This window comes from Alkalihalobacillus sp. TS-13, assembly GCF_019720915.1.
GTDB lineage: Bacteria > Bacillota > Bacilli > Bacillales > Fictibacillaceae > Pseudalkalibacillus.
Genome location: NZ_JAHKSI010000012.1, coordinates 1 through 25,533, shown reverse-complemented (window position 1 = coordinate 25,533; position 25,533 = coordinate 1). Strand labels below are relative to the sequence as shown.

Sequence of the window (25,533 nt, the reverse complement as noted above, 5' to 3'; positions counted from 1 at the left end):
TGTGGACGGGATAAGTGCTGAAAGCATCTAAGCATGAAGCCCCCCTCAAGATGAGATTTCCCATCGCGTCAAGCGAGTAAGATCCCTCAGAGATGATGAGGTTGATAGGTCTGGTGTGGAAGCGTGGTGACACGTGGAGCTGACAGATACTAATCGATCGAGGACTTAACCACACATAATGAACACACTAGCACATCCTGTGCGTCGCGTTTTCAAGAAAGACGTTATCTAGTTTTGAGGGAATATTTTTGGAAAAGCCCTTGAAAAAGTTATTTAATTTTAGTAATATATATTTTGTCCTTACTAAGGATGATTGTGGATCAATTGAAACTTGGTCTGGTGACGATGGCGAAGAGGTCACACCCGTTCCCATGCCGAACACGGAAGTTAAGCTCTTCAGCGCCAATGGTAATTGGGGGCTTCCCCCTGTGAGAGTAGGACGTCGCCGGGCCAAACCTTTTTCATCTTATTGAATATTCCACAGTAGCTCAGTGGTAGAGCTATCGGCTGTTAACCGATCGGTCGCAGGTTCGAGTCCTGCCTGTGGAGCCATTTTGCTTCCATAGCTCAGCAGGTAGAGCACTTCCATGGTAAGGAAGAGGTCAGCGGTTCGAGCCCGCTTGGAAGCTCCATGACAAATTAATATGGCCCCTTGGTCAAGTGGTTAAGACACCGCCCTTTCACGGCGGTAACACGGGTTCGAATCCCGTAGGGGTCACCATCTATTTGGAGGATTAGCTCAGCTGGGAGAGCACCTGCCTTACAAGCAGGGGGTCGGCGGTTCGATCCCGTCATCCTCCACCATTTTTGCTGGCCTAGCTCAATTGGTAGAGCACGTCCGATTAAGCTACAAAGCAATTGCAACAGCGTACCGATTGAGAGACATTATGAATTCACATGCTGAAATCGGGACGACACTAACTGAAGTAACATCATTTTAACTACGCTGGCCTAGCTCAATTGGTAGAGCAACTGACTTGTAATCAGTAGGTTGGGGGTTCAAGTCCTCTGGCCAGCACCATTTTCACTTGAAATCAGACTTCATAGTCTTTTTTTATTGGAGGGGTAGCGAAGTGGCTAAACGCGGCGGACTGTAAATCCGCTCCCTCCGGGTTCGGCGGTTCGAATCCGTCCCCCTCCACCATTTAAAAAAAGACGAGTAAGCTGCTTGAGCGATTAGCTATGAACAATACAGCTGATGAGTAAACGATGAATTGTCCTGACGCAGCCTTCCTTGCAACTAGATTATGCAAGAAAGAGGAAAGGACACAGGGTGAATATACTACGCGAGCCATTAGCTCAGTCGGTAGAGCATCTGACTTTTAATCAGAGGGTCGAAGGTTCGAGTCCTTCATGGCTCACCATTTCGATAAATCTGATTGATCAAACTTAAACATGCGGGTGTAGTTTAGTGGTAAAACAAGAGCCTTCCAAGCTCTGGTCGTGAGTTCGATTCTCATCACCCGCTCCATTGGGGCCTTAGCTCAGCTGGGAGAGCGCCTGCCTTGCACGCAGGAGGTCAGCGGTTCGATCCCGCTAGGCTCCACCATATCTTACATATTCAACTCTCTGGACCGAATGGTTCAGAGAGTTTTTTGCATATTAAGAAGTATAAGAATGATGCTAAAATGAAAGCGTTTCATATTTATCCATTATCATGTCCTGAACCCCTGTTAAACCGTATAAGTATGCAGAATTTTGTCCAGTTGAACCATTGGGCATCAAAGACCTACAATAGGGGATAGAGTGATCACAGAGGAGGAAAAACATGAACAAGAATGTTGGAATTTTAGGTGTCCCGATGGACCTCGGTCAAATGCGCCGGGGGGTAGATATGGGGCCAAGTGCAATGAGGTATGCTGGTCTTATCGAAAGACTAGAAAACCTTGGGTATGATGTCGAGGACCATGGAGATGTCCAAATCCCTCAACGGGAAAAGGTTGCAAGTAAAGAAACGAACCTCAAGAATTTGGATGGGGTTATTGAAGCGAATAACCTTCTTGCCGAAGGTGTCGATAAAATCATCGAAGATAACCGTTTTCCATTGGTACTTGGCGGCGATCACAGCATTGCGATCGGTACGCTTGCAGGGGTCTCAAAGCATTATGAGAATTTAGGTGTGATCTGGTATGATGCTCATGGTGATTTGAATACCGGAGATACTTCTCCAAGTGGGAATATCCATGGTATGCCATTAGCTGTAAGTATTGGTGTCGGTGATGAGAAGCTGAAAGAGATTGGCGGTTACAGTCCGAAGATTAAGCCAGAGAATATTGTCATTATCGGTGCTCGCTCGCTTGATGAAGGTGAGCGGGAGTTGATCCGTGAGAAGGGTATCAAAGTTTATACGATGCACGAAATCGATAAGATGGGCATGACAAAGGTTATGGAAGAAGCGATTGAGTACGTTTCAAATGGAACTGATGGTGTACATTTAAGTTTAGATCTTGATGGTCTGGACCCAGCTGAAGCACCTGGTGTAGGGACTCCAGTACTAGGAGGTATCAGCTATCGTGAGAGCCATCTAGCTATGGAGATGCTAGAAGAGGCGAAAATCCTTACTTCAGCTGAATTTGTGGAGGTAAATCCAATACTGGATGAAAAAAACAAAACTGCAACTGTTGCTGTTGCATTGATCGGTTCATTGTTTGGAGAAAAATTAATCTGATCATAATTAATGAAGGGGCTGTCCTAAAAGAAAAGTGTCAGAAACCTCCAACACAACATTTTGAATCAAAACCACGAATTTTCTCAAAATGTTGTTACGTTCGGAGAGACTCAGACACTTTTGGGACAGCCCCTTTTTGTATAAAGCACTGGTTGTGTGAAAAGTGCCAAACGGGAAAAAGCTGTTATGACACCCCGAATTCGCAGTAAACGAATAAAATAGGATTAGCGGGTGCTTAAGAAGATTAGAAAACGATGAACTTTGCACAGACTAGGACAATGTTCTTGAAAATCAAGAAACCTTTATAATTTCACTCTTAATTGTATCGTATAGGTTAAGTAAATGATCGAGATATTGGCTGATTTCAACAACCTCTGAAGAAAACAAAGGTTTTTCCTTTGCCAGAGTCAACATTTTCTTTCTGGAATTTTCGATTTCATTTAATAGAAAGCGCTCTTCAGCCGACATGGAGTCCACCTGCTTTCACCGTAATAGTTGTTACACATAATACCCGATATATGAGAAAATAAACCTATTTTAATAAAAATGTTCCTCACTAGGAAGTTGTCCCATGTTAGAATATAACAAGAAGCATTCTACTCCAAAAGTAGTATTTTTAATTACGGAGTATCGGGGGTTCCTATATGGATATAACGGTGAAGCGTTTGGTCCGATCGGTGAAAAAAGGGGATCAAAAAGCGTTTGAAGAACTTGTGGAAATTTATAAGGATAAAGTATACCATATCGTCTACAGGATGTTGGGGAACGTACATGAATCAGAGGATATCGCCCAGGAAGCGTTTGTACGTGCTTATATACATATTGAGAAATATAATGAAGCCCATAAATTTTCTACTTGGTTGTATCGGATTGCAACCAATTTGACGATCGATCGTATACGTAAGAAGAAGCCGGATTATTACCTAGATGCAGAACTAGCCGGGGGAGAAGGATTGACACTATATTCTCAAATAGCAGTCGCAGAACAATTACCTGAAGAAAAAGTTGAAACCTTTGAGCTCCAAGACCGTATACAGAAGGAGATCATGCATTTGCCTCCGAAATACCGTTCAGCAATCGCGCTGAAATATTTGGAGGAACTATCGCTGAAAGAAATCAGTGATATTTTGCAGATACCAGTCTCAACGGTGAAAACTCGTATCCATCGTGGTCGGGAAGCTCTTCGGAAACGGTTGAAAGATCTGGATTGTTAGGAGGATAAATAAAAATGAAATGCGATGGTAAGTACTCAGCTTATATGCATAAATGGGTTGATGAAACGATTGAGCCTCTTGAAAAATTAGAATTGCTCCAACATATCAAAACATGTTCAGACTGCAAGGGGAAATTTGAAGAAATCAAAAACGTCGATCAATTGCTGCATAGCCATCATGTTATAAAAGCGCCAAATGGTTTTACTTCAAAAGTTATGGAACGATTGCCTAAAGAAAAGTCTTCTTCCAAGATGAGGAGATGGTTCAAACATCACCCAATCCTGACTGCTGCGGTTCTTTTTCTTCTGTTGATGTCAAGCTCAATATATAGTGAATGGGGAAGCCATAGGAGTAACCCGATTTCAGTTTCAGCAAATGGCGCACAGGTCAAAATAGACCAGGAAAGTGGCAAAGTCTTTGTTCCTGAAGGCGAAATTGTAAAAGGTGACCTTATTGTAAAGAACGGCGATGTCGAAATTGCAGGGAAGGTTGAAGGGGATGTTACCGTCATCAACGGTAACCACTATCTTGCTTCCGCTGGACATATTGCTGGAGAAAGTGAAGAAATCCATAAGATAACAGAATGGGTCTGGTACCGTTTGAAAGAAGGGGCAAACACAGTAAAAGGATGGTTTGGATCGGAATAATTTCATAAATAGGTCAAGTGGTTTTAAGTACATGTCGGACAAGTTGATATGGGCAAAAGACCACTTTTCTTTTTTTTAATAAAATTGATTGACATCGCATTTATTCTCAAGATCAGCAGCTTACATCCTTGAGTACGTAAAGTACTATCCTACGGGAAAGCGATCCAGGCAAGACCCCGCAGTTCTAAATAGGATCTTCGACTAAAAACCACCACGTCCTATGGTGAACGTCTAAGCCAGGCACCTGTTCAAGTGAGAAGGTTTGCGGAAGTAAGTAAATGCAAGGAAGTGATGTCCAGCTCAGCAACCAGTCACTTGGATCACTTCAAACTTCCTCTGGCGGCGACAGCCTCCTCGTCCGTTTTCCATTGACCTTCGAACCGGGTCGCTTCCGCTTTTCTTGAGCCCGCGGAAAGGGAGTGAATTTCGATTAAAGGGGGCTAACGGGACACTCCCAAAAAAACTTTTTGAATACTTACGGATTGTTATTGACGGAAGCTTACGAAAAATAGATATAGTCTCAGTTTATGATATAATAGAGAAGTTACATATGGTAACAAACTGAGCATTGTTGGGCACAATGATATTGAGTTGATCAGTTTGGAGGATGCGTATGTTTCCTATAGGGGACTTTGACTTTAATATATTGAACTACTTGAATGATATAATTGATATCCTCTTGGTCACCTATGTGATCTATAAACTTATCATGCTGATAAAAGGCACAAAAGCAATCCAGCTGTTGAAAGGAATCACAGTCATCATAGCGGTTTGGTTTTTCAGTGGTATTTTCAAACTGAACACCTTATATTTCTTGATGAACCAGACGCTTTTATATGGTTTCCTTGCTATCATCATCATCTTCCAGCCGGAGCTGCGCCGTGCGCTTGAACAGTTAGGTCGAGGCAGATTTTTCTCACGCGGCATGATTGCAGAAGAAGAGGAGAAGAGAAATACGATCGAGGCGATGCTTAAGGCAACGAATTATATGGCTAAGCGTCGTATTGGTGCTTTGATAACGATTGAAAGGGAAACGGGACTCGACGATTACGTTGAAACCGGTATTCCGATCAATGCGAATCTGAGTTCAGAACTCTTGATTAATATTTTCATTCCGAATACACCATTGCATGATGGTGCTGTCATCATCAACGATAATCAAATCCTTGCAGCTGCAAGTTATCTCCCACTATCGGAAAGTCCTTTCATTTCAAAAGAATTGGGGACAAGGCATAGAGCTGCACTGGGCATTTCAGAAGTGACAGATAGTCTCACGCTCGTCGTCTCTGAAGAAACAGGAAATGTTTCCCTCACAAAAAATGGGGAACTCTACCGTAATTTAGATGAGGACATGTTACGAAAACTGTTAGAGGCTGAAATAATGACAAAATCAACTTCCTCAACAAAGTGGAATTGGAGGGGGAAGAAAGATGGATAGATTACTTAAATCTCCATGGTTTGTCAAGGTTGCGGCTTTTCTGATCGCTTTGATGATGTACACCACAGTCCACATAAACGACCAACAGGCGAATGAAGATGATCAAAGTTTGACAGATAGCGGTGAACAAATATTCAAAAACGTTTCCCTTGATGTAGAATATGATAATAATAAATACGTTCTATTAGGAAACCCAGATACAGTCGGGGTCAGGTTCCAGGGATCAAAATCTGATATCATGCGATTCGGATTGCAGCGTACACCGAGAGCTTATATCGACCTCACAGATAAGGGCGCAGGGCAATATGACGTACCGATCAAGTTTGAGAATGTACCGAGCGGGATTGATGCGATTCCGAGAGAAAGTACAGTGAATGTGACATTGCATGAGAAGAAGACCGAATCATTCCCAGTGACAGTACAACTTCTTGGTGAAGATGACTTACCTAAAGGCTATATTGCTGGTACACCGCAGGCCGAGAAAGAGGAGATCGAAATCACTGGAGCAAAAGAAATGATCGATGAAATCGCCTATGTCCGAGTATTTGTCAACGTAGCAGACGAGAAAGAGACTTTCACAAGACAGGCGAAAGTACAAGCGTTGAATAAAAGCTTCGATCCAGTCGATATCAAAATCGAACCTGATACGATGAATGTGACAGTACCAATTGAAAATCCAAGTAAAGATGTACCGGTCACCATTGAAGAAAGAGGCTCTCTTCCGGATGGTTATGAGCTAAAATCGATTACTTCATCACAAGAAGAAGTAGCGATTCATGCACCTGAAAAGGTCCTGGAGAAACTGAATTCGATTTCTCTTCCGGTGGACTTAAGCAACATTACCGAAGATGAAACGATTGATATGGATGTTCCTTTACCAGAAGGCGCATTTTACGCCTCGCCTGGAAAATTGAAAGTGAAAATCGATGTTGAAAAAACGGAAGATGAAACATCAACTGAACCTGCTGAAAACGAAACCGTAAGTTCCAAGACCTTCAACGATTTACCGATCAAAGTCATCGGATTGGATGATAACGAGGAAGCAAGTTTCAATTCGCCAAACGAAGGGGTCATGGATGTAACAGTCAATGGGAACGAAGAAGATTTGAACAACTTGTCTGAAGAAAATATAACCGCTTTTGTAGATGCAAAAAATTTATCAGAGGGACAACATGACGTTAAGATCAATGTCGATGTTCCGGAACGATTTACATTTGAGAGTCATCTGACAGAAGCGACCTTAACCATCAGCAAAAGAACGGCGTAATGTGGAAAAGGGAAGAAGGAGCGATTTATTGAATGGGTAAATATTTTGGAACAGATGGAGTCAGAGGAGTAGCAAACACCGAATTAACACCTGAATTAGCGTTTAAATTGGGACGCTTCGGCGGTTATGTTCTGACAAAAGAGACCCAAAAACCGAAAATCATCATTGGTCGGGATACCCGTATTTCCGGTCATATGCTGGAAGGTGCATTGGTTGCAGGGCTGCTTTCGATCGGAGCAGAGGTTATGCGATTAGGCGTCATTTCAACTCCAGGTGTGGCTTATTTGACTAAGGCATTAGGGGCACAGGCCGGGGTCATGATCTCAGCTTCCCATAATCCTGTGGGGGATAATGGAATCAAATTTTTCGGATCTGATGGTTTTAAGCTATTAGATGAGCAAGAACGGGAAATTGAAGAATTATTGGACCTGGACAAGGATGACTTGCCAAGACCGACTGGAATGGACCTTGGTTTAGTGAGTGATTATTTCGAAGGCGGTCAGAAGTACCTTCAGTTCTTAAAACAAACGGTAGATGAAGACTTCTCAGGACTTCGTATCGCATTGGATTGCGCACATGGAGCGGTTTCTTCACTTGCACCGCACCTTTTTGCAGACCTGGATGCGGATATTACGACCATCGGTTCATCACCGAACGGTTTGAACATAAACGACCAAGTAGGCTCCACTCATCCAGAGAAACTGGTTGAGCTTGTAAAAGAAAAAGAGGCGGATGTCGGTCTTGCATTTGATGGAGATGGGGATCGTTTGATTGCGGTAGATGAGAATGGAACGATTGTCGATGGCGATCAAATCATGTTCATCTGTGCCAAACACTTTGCAAGTGAAGGCAGATTGAAAAAAGATACGGTCGTTTCAACCGTGATGAGTAACCTCGGATTCTATAAAGGGCTTGAGGCTGCCAACATTACATCTGAACAGACGGCTGTTGGTGACCGATATGTCATGGAACGTATGAGGGAAGGGGACTTCAATCTTGGCGGAGAACAGTCCGGCCACATCATATTCCTTGACCATAGTACAACTGGTGATGGTCTTCTCTCTGCCCTTCAGCTCGTCAACATCATGAAGTTGACACAGAAACCTTTATCAGAGCTGGCAAGTGAAATGGAAAAGTTCCCGCAATGCTTGAAAAATGTAAAGGTTACAGATAAAACGAAAGTGATGGAAAACCCGGCTGTGAAAGAGGCAATTGCCAAAGTCGAAGCTGAAACAAGCGGAAACGGCCGTGTACTTGTAAGACCTTCAGGAACCGAACCTCTTGTAAGGGTGATGGTTGAAGCTCCGACTGAACAACTGTGTGAAAAATATGTAGAGGAAATTGCGCGTGTAGTTGACAAGGAATTAGGGTATGTAGAACAGTAGGGACAGAAAACACACGTGAATACGAATACTATGCAGGGACAGCTCGCATACACGAAACGAGCTGTTCTTGCATAAATATTAAGTGTATATCAACGCTCTAATAAAGTCGTTGACGACATGAGATTTCTGGTGTATGATATTTCCATTCGATTATAGAAAGGAGCGTAGAAAAAACACCATAACTAAAAGCGCCTGGACTATTTCTTCGGCTAAGGCCGACACCGCGGCGGTGCATGAAATAGTTGACGAGGAAAGAGGTTTATCGAATCTGATCGGCGGATGCCTCTCGGTCTTACATCAAACCGGAAAATTCATACTGAAAACACTGAGGCGACTCGGTGAACAAAGGTATGGATACGATGTAAAACTAAAATTTTAAGATGTTGGGGGTAAAGAGACCCCTTATTTTCACTTGAGTAAAATAAGAACAAGTCTTGGAATATAAGTGAATTGTGCTTTTCCCCCAACAGGGAGGTTTATTTCAATGTGTGGAATTGTTGGTTATGTTGGAACTGAAGATACGAAAGAAATTTTATTAAAAGGGCTGGAAAAGCTCGAATATCGTGGTTATGACTCGGCTGGTATCGCAGTAATGAACGAAAAAGGCGTCCATGTTTTCAAAGAGAAAGGACGCATTGCGACATTACGTGAGAACGTGGATGAGAAAGTACCTGCGACCATTGGGATCGGACATACACGTTGGGCGACACACGGTGCACCAAGTAAAGTCAACGCGCACCCTCATCAAAGCTCGACAGAACGTTTTACACTTGTACACAACGGAGTGATCGAAAACTTTGCACAAGTGCGAAAAGAGTTTTTGAAAGACGTTGAATTGAAAAGTGAAACAGATACGGAAATCATCGTTCAGCTTATCGAACTTTTTGTAAAAGGTGGCCTTGAAGTCGAAGAGGCCTTCCGTAAAACGTTATCTCTTTTAAAGGGATCCTATGCAATTGCCCTTTTAGATAACGAAAATGATGAAACAATCTATGTGGGTAAGAACAAGAGTCCGTTACTTGTAGGTGTAGGTAATGGTTACAATGTCGTGGCAAGTGACTCCATGGCGATGCTTCAAAAGACTGATCAATTCGTTGAGCTGATGGATGAAGAAATCGTTATCGTCACAAAAGAGGACATCATAATCAAGAATTTAGATGGTGAAGTGATGGAACGTGATCCGTTCACTGCAGAGCTTGATGCTTCTGACATCGAAAAAGGGACGTATCCGCACTACATGCTCAAAGAAATCGACGAGCAGCCAATTGTAATCCGTAACATCATCAACCAGTACCAGGATAAAGATGACAACCTGAAGCTCGATGATGAGATCCGGAAAGCGATGAAGAAAACAGACCGTATTTACATCATTGCATGTGGTACATCCTACCACGCTGGTCTTGTAGGAAAAGAGCTTATTGAAAAGATGGCTCAAGTACCTGTGGAAGTCCACATTGCTAGTGAGTTTTCATACAATATGCCGATGCTATCTGAGAAGCCATTGTTCATCTTTATTTCTCAGAGCGGGGAAACAGCGGATAGCCGTGCTGTCCTCGTCCAAGTGAAAAAGCTTGGTCATAAAGCATTGACAATTACCAACGTACAAGGATCTACACTTTCTCGTGAAGCGGATTATACAATGCTGCTTCATGCGGGTCCTGAAATCGCTGTAGCGTCCACAAAAGCTTACACAGCACAGATTGCGGTCCTATCCATATTGGCTAGCGATACAGCGAATGCGAAGGGTATAGAGTTGAGCTTCGATCTTATCAAGGAGTTAAGTGTTGTTTCTAACGCAATCGAAGCAATGTGTGACAAGAAGGAAGATTTCGAAAAAATCGCTCGTGAATACCTTGCAGTAACACGTAATTGCTTCTTCATCGGCCGCGGAATGGATTATCACGTTGTACTTGAAGGTGCGTTGAAGCTAAAAGAAATCTCGTACATCCAGGCAGAAGGATTTGCGGGTGGAGAGCTGAAACACGGTACAATCGCATTGATTGAAGAGGGTACACCGGTCATCGCGCTTGCAACACAAGAGCACGTGAACTTGAGCATCCGTGGAAACGTGAAGGAAGTAGCTGCACGTGGTGCCTACACATGCACGATCAGCTCAGAATCATTGCATGACGACGAAGATCGGATCGTCATCCCAGATGTAAATGAACTGCTGACACCGTTAGTAAGCGTCGTGCCGCTGCAATTGATCTCCTATTATGCAGCACTGCACCGTGACTGCGATGTCGACAAACCGCGTAACCTGGCTAAATCAGTAACGGTTGAATAAATACATTTAATTACAAGTACTTATTGTTCACTTACATTAATGTTGGTAACTAGACATTATAGTTGGTAACCGGGAAAAATAAGATAAATCTAAAACGTTCCTAAGAGTCATTTATGGCTTTTAGAGAACGTTTTTTTATTTTAACTATGTTAATCTATTTTTAGTAAAAGAGGGTATTTAAAGGTGAGAATTGAATTTGTAACATATTCCATTAAAGGGCAGTTTAATGGAAGAAGAGGTTCTTATAATTAATTCACAAAAGGTCCAGATTGTTGAATAACACTTAATAGAAAAGTGGCTATTCTTGTTAAAGTATATAAAGATGATTGTGGAGAAATGTACTTAAAGTAACGAGGCATTTAGTTAAATAAACTTTCATGCAAATTCAACATAAAAAACCATCCTCTAAAATATTTAAGGTGATGGTTTTTTAAGATATTTTATTTAAGATTTTTCCAACAATAAATCCGAATATTCAACCACTGATAGTTTGCATATTTTTGCATTGGCAATTTCTCCGTGAAAACTCATAAGTATAATCAGCCGTATTCTGGGAACTTTTTTAATTCTTTTATTAGAGCGACTTGATGAATGCGATAGAAAGAGTTTTAGACATAATGCTTTTTTAGCTTGAAAGAAATACAAATGATTTCTTACGCTGCTAATGTTTAACTTTTTCCAAACATCTATCTTTGAACTTGGCTGGACGTCTGCTCATTTGGGGGCATGAGACGGTGGGTTTCGCTTATGGAATTCGTGTTCGACCTATGTACTGAGAAGTTTCCATTTCTTGAATAGTACCTGCCACGTTTCTATTTATGTGACCAATTAGATACAGGTGGTTCATTAAACCAATTTTTCCTTATTAATAACTTCAGCCCTTTCTCTGAGTAGTTTTCAATCATCTTGATTAGTTCCTTTAAAGAATCTATATGATCCATTTTATAACTGGATACCACTGCATTTTGTAGGCTGGTTATACTTACTGGATTAAGGAACATTATTAAGTTTGCCATTAATTTATCTGAAAAAGGTGATTCCTTTACTTTATTAACGTGAGCCTCTAGTCCAGTTGTAGTTGGAATTCCATTTTCTCTATAGATATCGGATAAAGAGGCTGATTGATAAAATGCTAATTTTTTCCCTTCTAGTATAAATTTCTTTGTGTCCATATCCTCTACGACTTCAGAAAAACCGGTACAAAGAGCAATTCCAACATTGTTACATTGAAGGGCACTGAACATATTTGCCAATTCTACTGCATTAAGTGGCCGTTGCTGAGTTGATGCCACTTTGAATAGTTTCCCATCCCTTTCATCTGCTTTTTTATAAGAGAACGAATTATTTTGTAACAAATCTTTATCATTAAGCAATTTTAATAAAGATAAATCTAATTGAATTACATCAATAAGTAATTTTTTATAAAAATTTTTTACTTTATAATCTGTTAATTCAACATATTGAACAGCAAGTGCTCGCAATCCATTACCCGTTATATGCTTTAAAATCTCTAGAATTAATTGATCTGAAAATAGCTTTGTTGATGAACTATATATATCATCTTCCCTGAAGAACGGTGTATCTTTATAACCTTCCTCAGACAATAATTGAGTAGCCTCTTGTTCTTGATATGTAGAGATTTCATATATTTCATTTAAAATATTCCTTAAATCAGTATCCTCAGAAGTTTCACTAAGATATTTTAATAATAAATTGATCATGTTTGAACTTGATTGTAAGTACCAAAGGAAACCTAATTCATTTACGTTCATTTTATCCCACCTAAAGATCCAATTTCTTTTTTTAGTTTGTCAAAAAAATTCTTGATTATTCATGAATCAGTAATTCTTCCTTTCGAATAGGAACAACATTTTATATATCCGACCAAACTGATGTTGGTAATATAATGATTCAAAAATATTGAGGTGAATATCTAAAGCTAACTTCCTTTAATGGGGGAAAGTGAGTTATTTTGTAGAGGGCGAACAGTTTTATGGCGGGATCAAGTCCCCACTGGCGGAGACGTTCCACCCTGGCTACTATGATCATAAGACCTAATAAAAATAGGGCAACCATAAAATCTTTCGTGACATATAAATAGATACTTACACCGAGATTAAAGGTAGTATTTCTGAAAATATGGGTGAAATAGATTTTTTGGCAACGTCGGTAAATTATAGAGGACAGTGTGGCAACTAAGATGAAAGAAGTTGAGCCACGGGAGCCAACCCTCTTATGTGATAGCCAAATGGGCGAGCTAAAACTCCTGATTTTGTATATTTGCTTAGGAGTGAATTAAAATAATTGCAAAGTATCTACTTTTCAACAAAACAAGCTAATAGTAGGTATTCAAAAATCGGGCGCTTTCCTGGAACAAGGATAAGCGCTCATTTTCCATTTAAGGGCCAGATTGTTTAGTAAAGGAATCTTCAATAACATATATTTTTTGAACGAATCTTAGAATTAGTTATGGTAATCTTATAGTAACTTTGTTAAAAAAGGGGAAATTATCCAGTGAAAAAATTGTATTTAATTTTAGGGGTAATTGGTACTGTTTTTCCTTATTATTTTTTTATTCAGTTCCTAGGGGATAATGGACTTGATTTAGGTTTATTAATGGAACTATTATTTGCTAACACGATATCGGCCTTTTTTGCAGTTGATTTTTTAATCTCATGTGTTGTTTTTTTGGTATTTATGTTCAATGAGTCACGAAAGTATAACATTAAAGAGAAATGGATTTGTCTTTTAACTCTGTTTGCGGTTGGATTATCTTTGGCTCTACCTTTATTTTTGTTTTTTAGACAGTCTTATATTGATAGTAAATATGAAGTATAGATTAGAAAAAAAGCATGTCCAATGCAGGTCAAGTGATGTTTTTGATCAAATTTTAATTTATAGTGTAGTAAAAATTTTACTTTTTGAGGTGTTTTATAAATGACCTATATCCTTACTGAACAACTAAAAAAATTTAAAGAAGAAGTCATGGGGAAAATTCCTGTTTGAAATTCAGGAAAAAATGAGAGAAGCAACTAATGAATTAATAGAAAACGAAAAGATAAAAGGTTTACAAAAATGGGTATAGTGCCCCGGATTTTACACTTTATAATGCAAAAAATGAAAAAGTTAATCTTTATAATATTTTAAATCAAGGTCCCGTTGTACTGACTTTTTATCGTGGGGTATGGTGTCCTTATTGCAATCAGCCCACAAAACCCAGATTTCTCACTAGCTACACAACAAAAACACAATTTAGAATTTCAAGTTTTAAGTGATGAAAACAATATTGTATCGAGTTTATATAATTTAAAGTTTAAACTACCAGATTATTTAATTCAGATTCAAAAACAATTTAATTATGATATTACAAAATATAATGGCAAATGAGGATTGGGAATTACCGATTCCAACTACTTTCGTAATTAACAAGGATAGAAAAATCGTTTTCTCATATGTGAATAAAGACTATACAATGCGAATAGATCCAATCGAGATATTAGATGTATTGAAAAGAATTGAATAAATTATCTCTTTGTTGACTAAACGGCTTTAATTAACGAGTACTTTAGCACAAAAAGTAAATGTTGTTTCTGTAATGAATTTTTCTGTAAAGGATCTTCAACAATCGGGAGCAATTCGGAAGTATTGGAATGTGTTGGTTATTCAAGAAAAGGGGGCTTTTCTTGAATAAACTAATACAGATTAGTCCAAAAAACACTCTTCAACATTTGGTCCAATTCATGAAGATAGAATTGTGTCCATTGCGACTTAGAGGAGATCCTCTGAGCCTTTTTGAAGTGAATTATAATATGAAATTCAACACTGAAAATATGTGATTTACTTTGTGATTTAATCCACTAAAGTATTCAAAGGAATTAGTAAAAGACTTTTTTATATAACATTTTTACTCTTTATTACAATCGTTTCAACTAGTAAAGAATTTTTTTCTTAAAAGTGCAAATTGATGATGTGAAAATTAAGGTTTAATTAACTTATCAGTAAACAACTTTTTTATTAAATAACACTTGTGTTCACGGACATTAATGTTGATAACTGAATAAAATAAGTAAAAAAACGTCTTAATTGACAATCAGGCACATTTTTTGTACCAAGTATAAATATCTAATGTGATTTTTCCAAATATGCTGTTTTAGATTGTTACTTTATTGAGTTCAAAAAGTATCTTTACAATATATGCTAAAATACAATTAATAAAAAAGATCTTATTCAACAAAGGGCAGTTATCTTGAATAAAAGGTTTCTATATTTAATCCACATAAAATTTAAAGTACCCTAATTACTTTTATATATATGGTTAATTCCTTGACGATAATATTCCTATAATAGTATATTCCAAATAAGGAATAATAAAATTGAAAAAAGTTGGTGCGTGTATGGAAAATGAAAAATAAAATCTTAAGCCCTCTTGCCGAGCCCAGTAGGTTGCAGATTGTAGATTTACTGCGCGAGGGACCGCGACATTTAGGAAGAAAAATTCGACAACTTGGATCGTTATTTGCAGGATCTGCAAAAGAGAGAAAATAGAAAGAATGATAACTAAAATTATTGGAGGAATACAATGTCAACTCAAATCAAAATTACGCATACTTTCAATGCGCCACGTGAACTTGTGTTTAAGGCATTCACCGAATCAGAACACCTACAGAACTGGTGGGGGCCAAAAGGATGGACGTTTGAGGTTTCTAAATCAGATTTCCGTCCAGGCGGTGTCTTTCATTACAGCCAGAAACCTGCTGACGGCAACGTAATGTGGGTTAAATTTGTATACAGTGAAATTATTGCACCAGAGAAAATCGTTTACACCAGTTTCTTTTCTGATGAGGAAGGTAACACTGTACGTGCACCCTTTAACGAAAATTGGCCTATGGAAACCCTGACTACCATGATGTTCATCGAGGAGGAAGGAAAAACGATCCTTACAGTGATTTTGGTTCCCGTATCCCCGACTGGGGAAGAGATCAAAACCTTCGAGGCTTCAAAAGAGATGACTCAGAATGGATTTACCGGAACCTTTGATCAATTAGAAGATTATTTGTCAAAGGAATCTAAATAAGCAGAACTAGTGTAAAGAAAATCACCGACTAGACTATGATATGATCCCCTCATAGTAGACAGAAAAAAGAAAGCACCTTAATCTGTCTATTATGGAGGGGATTTTTCTATGGGGAAAATCAGGATGGACAAGGGCAAGATAGAGTTTTATTTGTCAAATACATGAAATAAAACCTTTTGCATCCATTATCAAAATAGAAAATTTTTACTTGTCTCGATATCAAGTCATCCACATAAGGGGGCTTTATTGGCAATTATTCAACAGAGAAATTAGTTTCTGGTATAACATTTTATTTAACTCACACAGCAATCTATTTGGGTTTTATTTATTTGTTTTTTTAAAGTGAAGTAGGCAAAAAGGTAGTATTATGGGGGTTACTTGTTATTGCGATTGCGAGTATTTTGATATCCCTAATATTACGATAAGATTGACATCAATCAAACTCGACAAACGGTTATTCCAGAAAAGGGGGCATATCCAAAGTAAGGGGATATGACTTTTTATTATGAAATAAATTAATACTGTCTTAAAGGAAAAGAAAAAGGCATTTAAGGAGGTAATTAAATTGGAACAACGGATTGATTATTATAATGTGGCACCAGAAGCACTTAAAATAATGATGGAAATGGAGAAGTATACGAAAACCACAGGTATAGACCGTAAACTACGTGAACTTATAAAAATTCGGGCTTCTCAAATGAATGGTTGTGCATATTGTATTAACATGCATACAGCTGATGCTAGAAAAATGGGAGAAACGGAACAACGTTTATATTGCATTAGTGCTTGGAGAGAGTGCACATTCTACACAGATGCTGAAAAAGTGGCTCTTGAGTTGACAGAGTACGTAACTTTAATCCCGACAAAACGTGTGCCAGACGAGCTTTATAAACGAGTACGTGAACATTATGACGAGAGACAATATGTTGACCTTGTTCTAATAATTAATCAAATCAACAGTTGGAATAGAATTTCTATTGCAGTGGGGAATACAGCAACGGAAAAATAATTATTCTAGGGCGGACATCTTATAGTGTTCGTCTTTAATTATGTTTTGTTTACCTTTTTCTTTTATCTTCATCGTAATCTCTTAAAAAAGGCACACTTACAGAATTTTTGTATAACAGTTTTCTATGCTGCAGTCACGACTTTCCACCAAGGAATCAAGTTGGCCAGTAACACCCAACAATTTTTGGGGTTTAATGTTCCGTCAAATGGCAAGAAAAACTCATGAGGTAAAACAAGTTTGTGTTGATTCGATTTATACATTAAAGTACCCTCCATGTGCACGGTTTTTATACAATCCGTTCAGATATCCTTGCACATGACTTCAAGATTCAGCATTCAGGACCCTTGTTACATCTAAATTTCTTTTTATTCAGCAAGCCCTACTTATTAACCCGCTAGTATATCTCCTCTTGGATATCTAATATTTTCCCCGTTTTCTGTTTAGCTAATGAAAATGCTAATGTCAACGGACCAAGTTTACCTTTAAACATGATCAATATGAAAATGATTTTTCCAAACGATGAAAGGTCTCCAGTCAATCCCATCCAGTAAATGTGGAGCAAAACTTTTGAACACCGCCATCGTTTCGGTCACATCGATTGGTATCTGTAAACTTTCCATCATCCAAAGCAGCCTCTTTGTTTCTATTTGCTTCCCTTGCTCGAATCTGATAAGAGCTACCACGATACTCGAGCACTTTCACCTTGAAGACCTCCATCATTTCCACCCCATCCCCCATCTTTTACCTCATTTTACCATAACAGCGAAAGTGTTAGGCACCGTTTAGGATTGTACGATTATCAATGCTTCTGAAACGGTGCCTGACACTTTCTTAAAAATACTATCATTCGATTTTGAAGCCGGCAGTTTGTATTGGTCCTTGGGTGATGAGTTTGGAGAGCTGTTTGGCCATCTCTTCAGGTGTAGGCTTCTCCTCTTGGTTTAACCACCATTGGATGACAGCTACGAAGGCAGCGCTGATGAAATGGAGAAGGAGATCTTTCGGGATTTGGAATTGGGTCGGATCCTTCACGACTTCTTTTATGTGCCTGTCGAACTTATCACGAATCACTTCTTCTAAATTGTTCCTGAAACCAGTGATTCCATTTTTACCGAACATGACGTGATAGAACATCTGATGTTTTTGTATACATTGGTAAACATTGGTGACACTGCCTTTTAACCTCTCAATGTTCACTTCTTGATCTGCCTGGTCGAAAGGCGGATTGATGACGCTGATCAATTCCTGGATGACATCAGAACTCATTTTTTCCAGAAGGTCATACTTGTCATCATAGTGAAGATAGAAAGTTGCGCGGTTGATTAACGCTTCATCTGCGATGTCTTGAATGGTCATTGTGTCAAAGCCCTTCTCTTGGATAAACTTCAAGAATGCTTCGTTAATGAGTTTCCTCGTCCTTTTTACTCGTAGGTCTGTTTTCTTAGCCATTTTTTCATCCCTCTTTTATTAAATACACAACAAATTTAAATCAGGTGTCGTTTATCATACACATCGTTAAACATTGGTTATTGTATGTTTCTTGTATTCTTCTATAATGGCATTGTAAACAACATAGTGTTAATTAATCAAAAACTTGTCTATTAAGGGGGTGTATAGGATGAATTTCTTTAAGCAGAAGCTATTCTGGGGCGGGTTCGCTGGAATCCTGATTGCTGTCACCATTTTTACATTTTCATTCATGGGTTCCACCGTCAATCCAACACCAAAAGACATGCCGTTAGCACTCGTCGTGGAAGATGAAGGTGTGACACTCCCAACAGGAGAGCAGTTGAACTTCGGTGAAATGTTAGAAGAGCAAATCAAGCAGAATGACAATGAGAGTGTGGAATGGACCATTCTGGAAAGTCGCGAAAAAGCAATCAATGAGATGAATGACAAGAACTTCTATGCGTCTATCGTCATTCCGAACGATCTATCTCAAAAGATTCCTACTCTATTAAGTCCAAGTCCGCAAAATGCTGAAGTCGAGATTCTGATCAATGAGGGGTTGAACAAACCAGCTGCCACAATCGGAGAGCAAGTGGCTAATGGAATCATCGCAAAGTTGAACCAACAAGTCCAAACCAATTTATATACGCAAGTGTCGGAGCGTCAGATGCCGTTAAGTGTAGAGCAAGCCCAGCAGCTCGCACAACCCATCTCTGTAAAAACGGAGAAACTGAACCCTGTCCCAAGTTATACCGCAAACGGTAACGCGCCAGCCGTATTCACCCAGATTATATGGCTGACGACGTTCATCAGTTCCATGATCCTTTATACAGTGGTTAAAAAGATCGGCTTACGATGGACGTCTCTTGTCAGTCAACTACTTGGCGGATTCATTTTCGTGAGCGGAATTACGGGTCTCGTATTCTGGTTGGCGAACAACGTGCTGGAGGTCGCGATCCCTGACAAAGGCGGCATGTTGATCCTAATGCTTTACGTCGGTCTCATGTTCTATTTCATTCAGGGAGCGTTCTTGAACTGGATTGGATATGCAGCAGCGCCGATTTTCATACTCTTGTTCTTCTTCTCGATGCCGGTCTTGACCCTGCCGCCTGAAATGTTGCCAGACATCACAAAGAGCTGGCTGTATGATTGGATTCCATTCCGGTTCAGCGTAGAGGCGTTCAAAGATATCCTGTTCTTCAATAAAAACCCTTTGAACGACGGCATTGGCATATTAGGCTATACCGGTCTCAGCAGCCTGCTCGTAATGAGCTTGTCCGTTTTGAAACCTACTGCTAAAAAGTTAGAACAACCGAAAGTAAAAGAACCTGCTAGAGGGGCAGATTAAAGAAACGCAGGAATGAATTATGCAGTAAAGCTATATAAAGAAGGAGGGGTATGACTGTAAATCAAATTTGCGAAATTACAAATGTGTCAAGAGCCTCATTATATAGAAAACTATCGGAAGGGAACAGATAATCATTCCTTATTCCGTTAAAGTGCCAGATTGTTGAAGATCTCTTAGTAGGGATTAATAAATTAATAACAAAACTTGCCCTTGAACTCCCTAAGTTTTAGGGGGAGGTAAAATTCGACTACAGATCATTTTCATAAATGGTCTATTCAGAGTTCAAGGAACAATAAGGCTGTGATTACAAAATACAAGGAGGATTTCTATATGACAAATTCAGACAAAACCATTTTAGTGTTGGGTGCCACGGGAAAACAGGGAGGCGCAGTTGCCAGGAAGTTGTTAGCTGATGGATGGTCCGTGCGCGCGGTTTCGCGGCACCCGGATCAACCGGCTGCACAAGAACTGCAAAAAAAGGGCGCCACAGTCGTTCAAGCGAACATGGATAATCAGCAATCTCTCTTGGAAGCTATGCGGGGAGTTTACGGTGTTTATAGTGTTCAACCTTTGTATTCAAAGGATCCCGAAAAAGAGATCCAACATGGGAAAACAGTAGCGGATGTTGCCAAACAGGTCGGCGTCTCACATTTTGTATATGGCTCGGCCGGCGGCGCTGAAAGAGATAGTGGGGTTCCCCATTTTGAAACAAAGTGGCAAGTTGAGAAATATGTACGTGCTATTGATTTACCTTTTACGATTCTCCGTCCAACTGGTTTCATGGAAAACTTTATAGGATTTACTCAAGCTCATGAACAAAAATTGATGATACAGGGATTTATGGATGTGAATACGAAATTACAAATCATCTCGGTGCAAGATATTGGGGCGTTTGCTGCAATTGCCTTTAACAACCCGGAAAAATACAAGGGAATGGCCATTGAAATTGCCGGGGACGAAGTGACACTTTCAGAAGTGGCAAAAGTGTTTAGTCAAGTATTTGATACACCATGTGAAGTTTTGGAGTCTGCCAGGGATCAATTTCAGAAAAATAAAATGTTTGAATGGTTAGAAACGGATGGGTATCAAGCTGACATTCCTTCACTACGTAAAGTTCATCCCGATTTGCTTGATTTATCAACCTGGGTTAAAAATTCGGGATGGGATCCATTTGTTTAAGAAGAAAAAGGTGTTAATGTATAATCAATGAATCGATAGTTGTGTGATTTTATTAAGCAACAGAAAAGGTAAGGGTATCTTATGAACAGACAAGAAATGCATCAGATAACAAAGAAAATAAAGGAATTGAGTGCGGCAGATCAGTATCCGGTTAGTGTTGCCATTTTGCTTTGGTAAGTTCCCACCACGCATTGGCTGGACCCTTCGTAAGATAGGATTGTTCGTAGGCCAAGAAATTCTAATTATGTAATTGTGGGATCAGGATGGTCAGTCACAAAACCACCTCGGCCGGACATTGGGTGTTGACCATTCAACCGTTGCGAAAACGGTACGAAGGTTGGAAGAACTTCTATCGCCCCTTGGGAAAGCCTATCTCGAGGGGCATTATTGGGTTACGCCTTTGTTCCGTTAAAGGAGGCACTTCTTTAACAATTGAAAGGAATGAGTTTTATTGCCTGGATACTCTAAATATGAACCAGTCGTTAAGTTTTAATATGTAAAAATTGATTTAATAAACGAAGGATCAGTGGATAAAGAAGAATACAGACAAAGACTACGAGTACATATGCTCCACCAAAGAATCTTGGCTTGGGGATGTGCAACAGCGATAGGGATGGTTACCTGGGAGGATTATCTTCCATTCTCTGACTGGGCAGCGAGATATATAGACAATGGGGCAAAACTGATCGATTAATCAAATTTAAAGCTTTGTAACAATCGGGGGCTTATTTCAGAAAAGCAAAAGCTAAAGGCAATCAACTCCTTCGTTGCAAATTAATCGTTAAAACCATACTTGTTGAAGTTAAAACTGCTATTGAAGTTCAAATGTATACCAATCAGATCAACAGAATCCTTGGTCGGCTTGAAGACCTGGGTTTAAATCAGAAGGAGATGCCGATGTAAGCTATAAAACACCGACCTTTTTAGGTAGGGCGGTGTTTTTTTCTTTGAAGAGTTTTATCATGGTTAACTACTTATTATACAATATTAGCCTAATAACTCATCAATATCACCTAATAAGTAATCTTTAATTTTCATGTAGGTGACCAGAATAATAAACTCGAGCCTAAATTAATCTAAAGTGTGATTGTAATTCTGCCAACTTATTTGATTTCAATATCTACACCATCAAAGTCATTTATTCTTGCATTTAAAACTTTTCCATCTCGTGCATTTATGTATACTTCCGCATAACGATTATTTGTAATGTCTATGCTGACCACATATCTTTTTTCATCAAAAAAATTTTTCCGGCTTAGGACTTCAGCTTTCATTTGATTTTGATGCAATTCCTTTTCAATATAAGGAGAGATTGTATCTCTTGCTATTCTGGTTGCCTCTTCTGGAGAGATTAAAGGCATGGTCATAAGTTCATATCCCCCAAATATCCCTAAGATTATAACTAACACAAAAACTAATTTTCGATTCAGAAGTTCTCTTCTTATTGCCAAAATAAAAAGTAAACCTAAACAATTAAGAGTAGGAACAAAATCCAGAAAAACAAAACTAGTAACTTACACCTCTTTCACTTCTTTATTTCCTTAATAAAATTATAGTATTTCAGAAAACAAATACAATAATTTATACATTTCATCTGATAGTAACCAGATTATGAAAACATTTATCACCAATGAATCAAAAACATCAGGACTTCAAAACTAATTTTTATTTGAGCCATTTTACCTTTCGATTAAAAATATAATAAACTATTTTTCCTATTTTAGACAAATAAAGTTGTAATTGAAATTTCTAAATGATAGTGTATTTTCTGATTTGGTAATATTCCCCAGAAGTGATACTATCTCTATCTTTATACTTCCATCAGTTTTTTCACCTTTTTTTGGAAAACAGCGATACGGTAATCTCCAGCTTTTCCTTGTTTTTTGACCCTCCAATTTTTCTAAAGTTGTAAGTACTCATTCAGTAGCCTTCACAAGAAAGAATTTAATTAGATTTCCAACTAACATTCCAATGTGCAAAAATTAATAATGGGATGAATTTGAATTCAATAATTTTAGAATGAATTATTCAATAAATATTGAATTATATGTTTTGAAAATATAGAATAGGATTATGAAAATTCATTTTATGGAGGTACCTATGAACGTACTAAACATTGCAGGTAAGAAAAGAGAAACTTACCAAGTGCATTTAGACTATTCTCTATTGTGGGAGAGTGCACTAGGAATAGCAGCTATTACGAATAATCGTCTTTTTGACACTTTGGAAAAGAAAAAAGAATTTGAAAGATTGCTTGAAGTCATACCTAATGAATTATCATTTGAACTAAAATATGTAGAACTAAACAATACTTGGAAATGTTTGCTTCAACTATTGAATTATTATCAGGATCCCCATGACCTTAATACCTTTATTGCATATATTGAGGGACTTTCTGAAAGAGAGATAAGGTATATTTGTTTACCTTATCTCGGAAAGAACACTCAGAACATTAGAAAACGAGCCTCTGATCAAGACGTGGATTCCATTCAAGTGTTGAAGGAATTAACATGCGATAATCATTTTTTTCCTGACTACATTGAATTTATCTGCAATGTAGATGTCATGGATATGAAAAAGCACCTGGTGAGTGTAATCTCAAAATGGTTTCAAAAGGTTATCAACCCTGAATCAGATAAAATAACCAACATTCTTAAGAATGACTTTAATAACAAAGAATTAATGAAGGAGAAAATGGATGTTGAAGAATTTGTTCATTGGGCAACTGGAGGGATTAAGTATGTTCCTGAACCGGATGTGAAAAGGGTTTTACTTATTCCTCAGTTGACTTATCGACCATGGACAATTGAGTCTTATATGGAAGAAACGAAGGTATTTTATTATCCGATTTCCAATGAAAGTATTAATCCTGAGGATAGGTACGTACCAAACTATTTTTTAATACAAAAACATAAAGCACTAGGGGAAGAAGTTCGGTTAAAAATGATTAAACTCCTAAATGAACGGGATCATACTCTACAAGAAATTACGGACAAACTTGATCTGGGAAAATCAACAGCTCATCATCATCTAAAGATACTAAGGGCAGCCAAGTTAGTTGATATTAAGTCATCTAAATACAGGTTAAGAGACACATCGATACATTCATTACACAAGGAGTTGGAGCTCTATTTAAATCAATAGGTCAAATCATTTTAAAAGGGGTATTCTATGGAGATGACTGTTTTAAAAAATCGTGGATTTGTCTCATTATGGGTAGGAACAGCAATATCAGGACTAGCAGGGGCTTTCGGAACATTTTGTAATTCAATTTTGGTTTATGACATGACGGGATCAAAATTAGCTCTAAGCAGCATGTGGATGCTCTATTTCATCCCTTCAATTATGCTTCAACTCGTTAGTGGACCATTTATCGACAGATGGAGCAGGAAATGGATTATGGTACTTTCACAATGGACAAGGGCAGCCATATTTTTAGTTCCTCTTTTAACTTTAACAAGTGGAGGCTTAGAACCCTGGCACATCTACACGGTTCAAATTATCATTGGATTAATAACGCCTTTATATGTACCTGCAAGTCAGGCAATCATCCCTACCGTTGTCTCAAAGGAACAATTAAGTGAAGCCAATGCGTATATTGATGGTACTGCAAGACTGATGATGTTTTTGGCACCTGTTTCAGGTGGGGTTGTCATTGAATACATAGGGATAAAGTTAACGATGTTATTTGTAGTTGTTTCTTTAACGATCAGCGGTATTTCTTTATTTTGGATTAAGGAAAATCGAATTTCAAAAGATATTCGCTCGACATGGTTCAAGCAATTTACTGAAGGGATCAGCTACTTTTTTAAAGAGCAACGAATCGTTTGGTTGGGTATTTTCCTTGGCTTTGTCCAGTTTGGTGTCGGCGTTACCATGGTGATTAATTTACCTTATATCATTGATATTCTAAAAGGGAGTTATGATGACTATGGCCTATTTATGGCAGGCTTTCCTCTAGGATACGTAATCGGCTCACTTTTGGTAGGGAGGATTAAATATAAGAGTAAAAGAATGCTCATGTTAGGAGCACTTGTAATTGGGGGGTTAACATATGTCTCTTTAGGGATTATTCATACCATTTACTTGGCAATCTTAGTGGAAGTTGTTGCAGGTATTGCAATGGCCTTCTTCAATGTACATAATACCACGATTAACCAACAAACCGTTCCTGACCATCTAATGGGAAAAGTCTTTTCCGTCCGATTGGTCATTATACGAGGAGTAATGCCTCTTGGTGTTTTAGTTGGCGGAATAGTAAGCGAATTATGGGGGATAAGACCTTTGTTCATATTGATCGGTACACTTATCTCTGCTGCAGCTTTAATTGGTATGATCTTTCCATATTTTAAATTTATTGATGTTCCAGTTACATCTAGTAAAAATATTGCGTCCTAGAAAAGATGGAAGAACTAATTTGAAATAATTGGTATTAAGCGATAGGGCAGCATTCCTGTTATGAAGTAATATCGGAGTTGAGAAAGAAATAAGCCCCTTGGTATGATGTTTTAAGCTGGCCAGCAAAAAAACAACATTCCAGGAGGCTGCACAATGAATTATAACCAAAA

At 38.7% G+C, this 25,533-nt stretch carries 21 protein-coding genes, 9 tRNA genes, 2 rRNA genes and 2 pseudogenes; 28 read left to right on the top strand and 6 right to left on the bottom strand.

The window, feature by feature from the left end; all coding sequences use genetic code 11:
• The 12 genes from KOL94_RS24815 to rocF form a co-directional block, all read left to right on the top strand.
• Window positions 1–173 (top strand): 23S ribosomal RNA (locus KOL94_RS24815); the annotation flags it as partial.
• A gap of 162 nt (window positions 174–335) precedes the next feature.
• Window positions 336–451 (top strand): 5S ribosomal RNA (rrf, locus tag KOL94_RS24810).
• 26 nt (window positions 452–477) lie between these two features.
• Window positions 478–552 (top strand) — tRNA-Asn (locus tag KOL94_RS24805).
• Between the two features lie 4 nt (window positions 553–556).
• A tRNA-Thr gene (locus KOL94_RS24800) sits at window positions 557–632 on the top strand.
• 14 nt (window positions 633–646) lie between these two features.
• Window positions 647–721, top strand: a tRNA-Glu gene (locus KOL94_RS24795).
• A gap of 7 nt (window positions 722–728) precedes the next feature.
• Window positions 729–804: transfer RNA gene (locus KOL94_RS24790), tRNA-Val, on the top strand.
• Between the two features lie 141 nt (window positions 805–945).
• Window positions 946–1,021: transfer RNA gene (locus KOL94_RS24785), tRNA-Thr, on the top strand.
• Window positions 1,022–1,059: 38 nt separating this feature from the next.
• A tRNA-Tyr gene (locus KOL94_RS24780) sits at window positions 1,060–1,144 on the top strand.
• A gap of 144 nt (window positions 1,145–1,288) precedes the next feature.
• Window positions 1,289–1,364: transfer RNA gene (locus KOL94_RS24775), tRNA-Lys, on the top strand.
• 33 nt (window positions 1,365–1,397) lie between these two features.
• Window positions 1,398–1,471 (top strand) — tRNA-Gly (locus tag KOL94_RS24770).
• A gap of 2 nt (window positions 1,472–1,473) precedes the next feature.
• Window positions 1,474–1,549, top strand: a tRNA-Ala gene (locus KOL94_RS24765).
• 219 nt (window positions 1,550–1,768) lie between these two features.
• The gene (gene rocF / locus KOL94_RS24760) at window positions 1,769–2,668 is read left to right on the top strand and encodes an arginase (RefSeq protein ID WP_221569341.1); all 900 of its coding nucleotides are present in this window, start codon (window positions 1,769–1,771) and stop codon (window positions 2,666–2,668) included.
• Window positions 2,669–2,959: 291 nt separating this feature from the next.
• On the opposite strand, the gene KOL94_RS24755 is transcribed toward rocF, so the two are convergent.
• Entirely contained in the window at window positions 2,960–3,136 is a 177-nt protein-coding gene (locus tag KOL94_RS24755) for an aspartyl-phosphate phosphatase Spo0E family protein (protein WP_221569340.1), read from the bottom strand.
• Between the two features lie 176 nt (window positions 3,137–3,312).
• Between KOL94_RS24755 and sigW the strand changes: the two genes are divergently transcribed.
• The 6 genes from sigW to glmS all read left to right on the top strand — a co-directional run bounded on the left by sigW (window position 3,313) and on the right by glmS (window position 10,906).
• Window positions 3,313–3,882, top strand: coding sequence for an RNA polymerase sigma factor SigW (sigW, locus tag KOL94_RS24750; protein WP_221569339.1), 570 nt, complete (start codon window positions 3,313–3,315; stop codon window positions 3,880–3,882).
• A 14-nt stretch (window positions 3,883–3,896) separates the two neighbouring features.
• On the top strand, window positions 3,897–4,529 hold the full coding sequence (locus KOL94_RS24745; RefSeq protein WP_221569338.1) for an anti-sigma factor: 633 nt from the start codon (window positions 3,897–3,899) through the stop codon (window positions 4,527–4,529).
• A gap of 613 nt (window positions 4,530–5,142) precedes the next feature.
• Window positions 5,143–5,967: a diadenylate cyclase CdaA gene (cdaA, locus tag KOL94_RS24740; protein WP_221569337.1), complete on the top strand. Its 825-nt coding sequence runs from the start codon at window positions 5,143–5,145 to the stop codon at window positions 5,965–5,967.
• On the top strand, window positions 5,960–7,234 hold the full coding sequence (locus KOL94_RS24735; protein ID WP_221569336.1) for a CdaR family protein: 1,275 nt from the start codon (window positions 5,960–5,962) through the stop codon (window positions 7,232–7,234). The genes cdaA and KOL94_RS24735 overlap by 8 nt, the downstream gene beginning before the upstream one ends.
• A gap of 32 nt (window positions 7,235–7,266) precedes the next feature.
• Complete coding sequence (gene glmM / locus KOL94_RS24730) at window positions 7,267–8,619, top strand: phosphoglucosamine mutase (RefSeq protein ID WP_221569335.1); 1,353 nt, start codon at window positions 7,267–7,269, stop codon at window positions 8,617–8,619.
• 484 nt (window positions 8,620–9,103) lie between these two features.
• A complete protein-coding gene (gene glmS, locus KOL94_RS24725; RefSeq protein WP_221569334.1) occupies window positions 9,104–10,906 on the top strand; it encodes a glutamine--fructose-6-phosphate transaminase (isomerizing) in 1,803 nt (600 codons plus the stop codon).
• 812 nt (window positions 10,907–11,718) lie between these two features.
• On the opposite strand, the gene KOL94_RS25715 is transcribed toward glmS, so the two are convergent.
• Window positions 11,719–12,696 (bottom strand): DUF3231 family protein, encoded by a 978-nt coding sequence (locus KOL94_RS25715; RefSeq protein ID WP_311775226.1) that lies wholly within the window; start codon window positions 12,694–12,696, stop codon window positions 11,719–11,721.
• A gap of 724 nt (window positions 12,697–13,420) precedes the next feature.
• Here KOL94_RS25715 and KOL94_RS24715 point away from each other — a divergent pair.
• The 4 genes and pseudogenes from KOL94_RS24715 to KOL94_RS24700 all read left to right on the top strand — a co-directional run bounded on the left by KOL94_RS24715 (window position 13,421) and on the right by KOL94_RS24700 (window position 16,989).
• Window positions 13,421–13,744 carry a DUF2834 domain-containing protein gene (locus KOL94_RS24715; RefSeq protein ID WP_221569332.1) on the top strand — a complete coding sequence of 108 codons (324 nt, stop codon included), beginning with the start codon at window positions 13,421–13,423 and terminating at the stop codon, window positions 13,742–13,744.
• A 296-nt stretch (window positions 13,745–14,040) separates the two neighbouring features.
• Window positions 14,041–14,181 (top strand): annotated as a pseudogene (locus KOL94_RS25855) (hypothetical protein); the annotation flags it as partial.
• Window positions 14,182–15,485: 1,304 nt separating this feature from the next.
• A complete protein-coding gene (locus tag KOL94_RS24705; RefSeq protein ID WP_221569331.1) occupies window positions 15,486–15,980 on the top strand; it encodes an SRPBCC family protein in 495 nt (164 codons plus the stop codon).
• Between the two features lie 565 nt (window positions 15,981–16,545).
• The gene (locus tag KOL94_RS24700; protein ID WP_221569330.1) at window positions 16,546–16,989 is read left to right on the top strand and encodes a carboxymuconolactone decarboxylase family protein; all 444 of its coding nucleotides are present in this window, start codon (window positions 16,546–16,548) and stop codon (window positions 16,987–16,989) included.
• A gap of 122 nt (window positions 16,990–17,111) precedes the next feature.
• On the opposite strand, the gene KOL94_RS24695 is transcribed toward KOL94_RS24700, so the two are convergent.
• The 3 genes from KOL94_RS24695 to KOL94_RS24685 all read right to left on the bottom strand — a co-directional run bounded on the left by KOL94_RS24695 (window position 17,112) and on the right by KOL94_RS24685 (window position 18,438).
• Window positions 17,112–17,249: a hypothetical protein gene (locus KOL94_RS24695; protein ID WP_221569329.1), complete on the bottom strand. Its 138-nt coding sequence runs from the start codon at window positions 17,247–17,249 to the stop codon at window positions 17,112–17,114.
• Window positions 17,250–17,523: 274 nt separating this feature from the next.
• Window positions 17,524–17,727: a hypothetical protein gene (locus KOL94_RS24690; protein ID WP_221569328.1), complete on the bottom strand. Its 204-nt coding sequence runs from the start codon at window positions 17,725–17,727 to the stop codon at window positions 17,524–17,526.
• Window positions 17,728–17,832: 105 nt separating this feature from the next.
• A complete protein-coding gene (locus KOL94_RS24685; protein WP_221569327.1) occupies window positions 17,833–18,438 on the bottom strand; it encodes a TetR/AcrR family transcriptional regulator in 606 nt (201 codons plus the stop codon).
• 169 nt (window positions 18,439–18,607) lie between these two features.
• On the opposite strand from KOL94_RS24685, the gene KOL94_RS24680 reads away from it, so the two are divergent.
• From KOL94_RS24680 to KOL94_RS25535, 4 genes and pseudogenes are all read left to right on the top strand, one after another.
• Window positions 18,608–19,786 (top strand): YhgE/Pip domain-containing protein, encoded by a 1,179-nt coding sequence (locus KOL94_RS24680; protein WP_221569326.1) that lies wholly within the window; start codon window positions 18,608–18,610, stop codon window positions 19,784–19,786.
• A 3-nt stretch (window positions 19,787–19,789) separates the two neighbouring features.
• A pseudogene (locus tag KOL94_RS24675) lies at window positions 19,790–19,917 on the top strand (helix-turn-helix domain-containing protein); the annotation flags it as partial.
• Between the two features lie 199 nt (window positions 19,918–20,116).
• Window positions 20,117–20,965, top strand: a complete 849-nt coding sequence (locus tag KOL94_RS24670) for an NmrA/HSCARG family protein (RefSeq protein WP_221569325.1) — start codon at window positions 20,117–20,119, stop codon at window positions 20,963–20,965.
• 565 nt (window positions 20,966–21,530) lie between these two features.
• Window positions 21,531–21,659 (top strand): hypothetical protein, encoded by a 129-nt coding sequence (locus KOL94_RS25535; RefSeq protein WP_260412654.1) that lies wholly within the window; start codon window positions 21,531–21,533, stop codon window positions 21,657–21,659.
• Window positions 21,660–22,068: 409 nt separating this feature from the next.
• Here the strand turns inward: KOL94_RS25535 and KOL94_RS24665 are convergent, their stop codons facing one another.
• Window positions 22,069–22,332 (bottom strand): PepSY domain-containing protein, encoded by a 264-nt coding sequence (locus KOL94_RS24665; RefSeq protein WP_221569324.1) that lies wholly within the window; start codon window positions 22,330–22,332, stop codon window positions 22,069–22,071.
• A 733-nt stretch (window positions 22,333–23,065) separates the two neighbouring features.
• Between KOL94_RS24665 and KOL94_RS24660 the strand changes: the two genes are divergently transcribed.
• Window positions 23,066–24,109 carry an ArsR/SmtB family transcription factor gene (locus tag KOL94_RS24660; protein ID WP_221569323.1) on the top strand — a complete coding sequence of 348 codons (1,044 nt, stop codon included), beginning with the start codon at window positions 23,066–23,068 and terminating at the stop codon, window positions 24,107–24,109.
• Window positions 24,110–24,136: 27 nt separating this feature from the next.
• Window positions 24,137–25,363: an MFS transporter gene (locus KOL94_RS24655; RefSeq protein ID WP_221569322.1), complete on the top strand. Its 1,227-nt coding sequence runs from the start codon at window positions 24,137–24,139 to the stop codon at window positions 25,361–25,363.
• The last annotated feature ends 170 nt before the right edge of the window (window positions 25,364–25,533 follow it).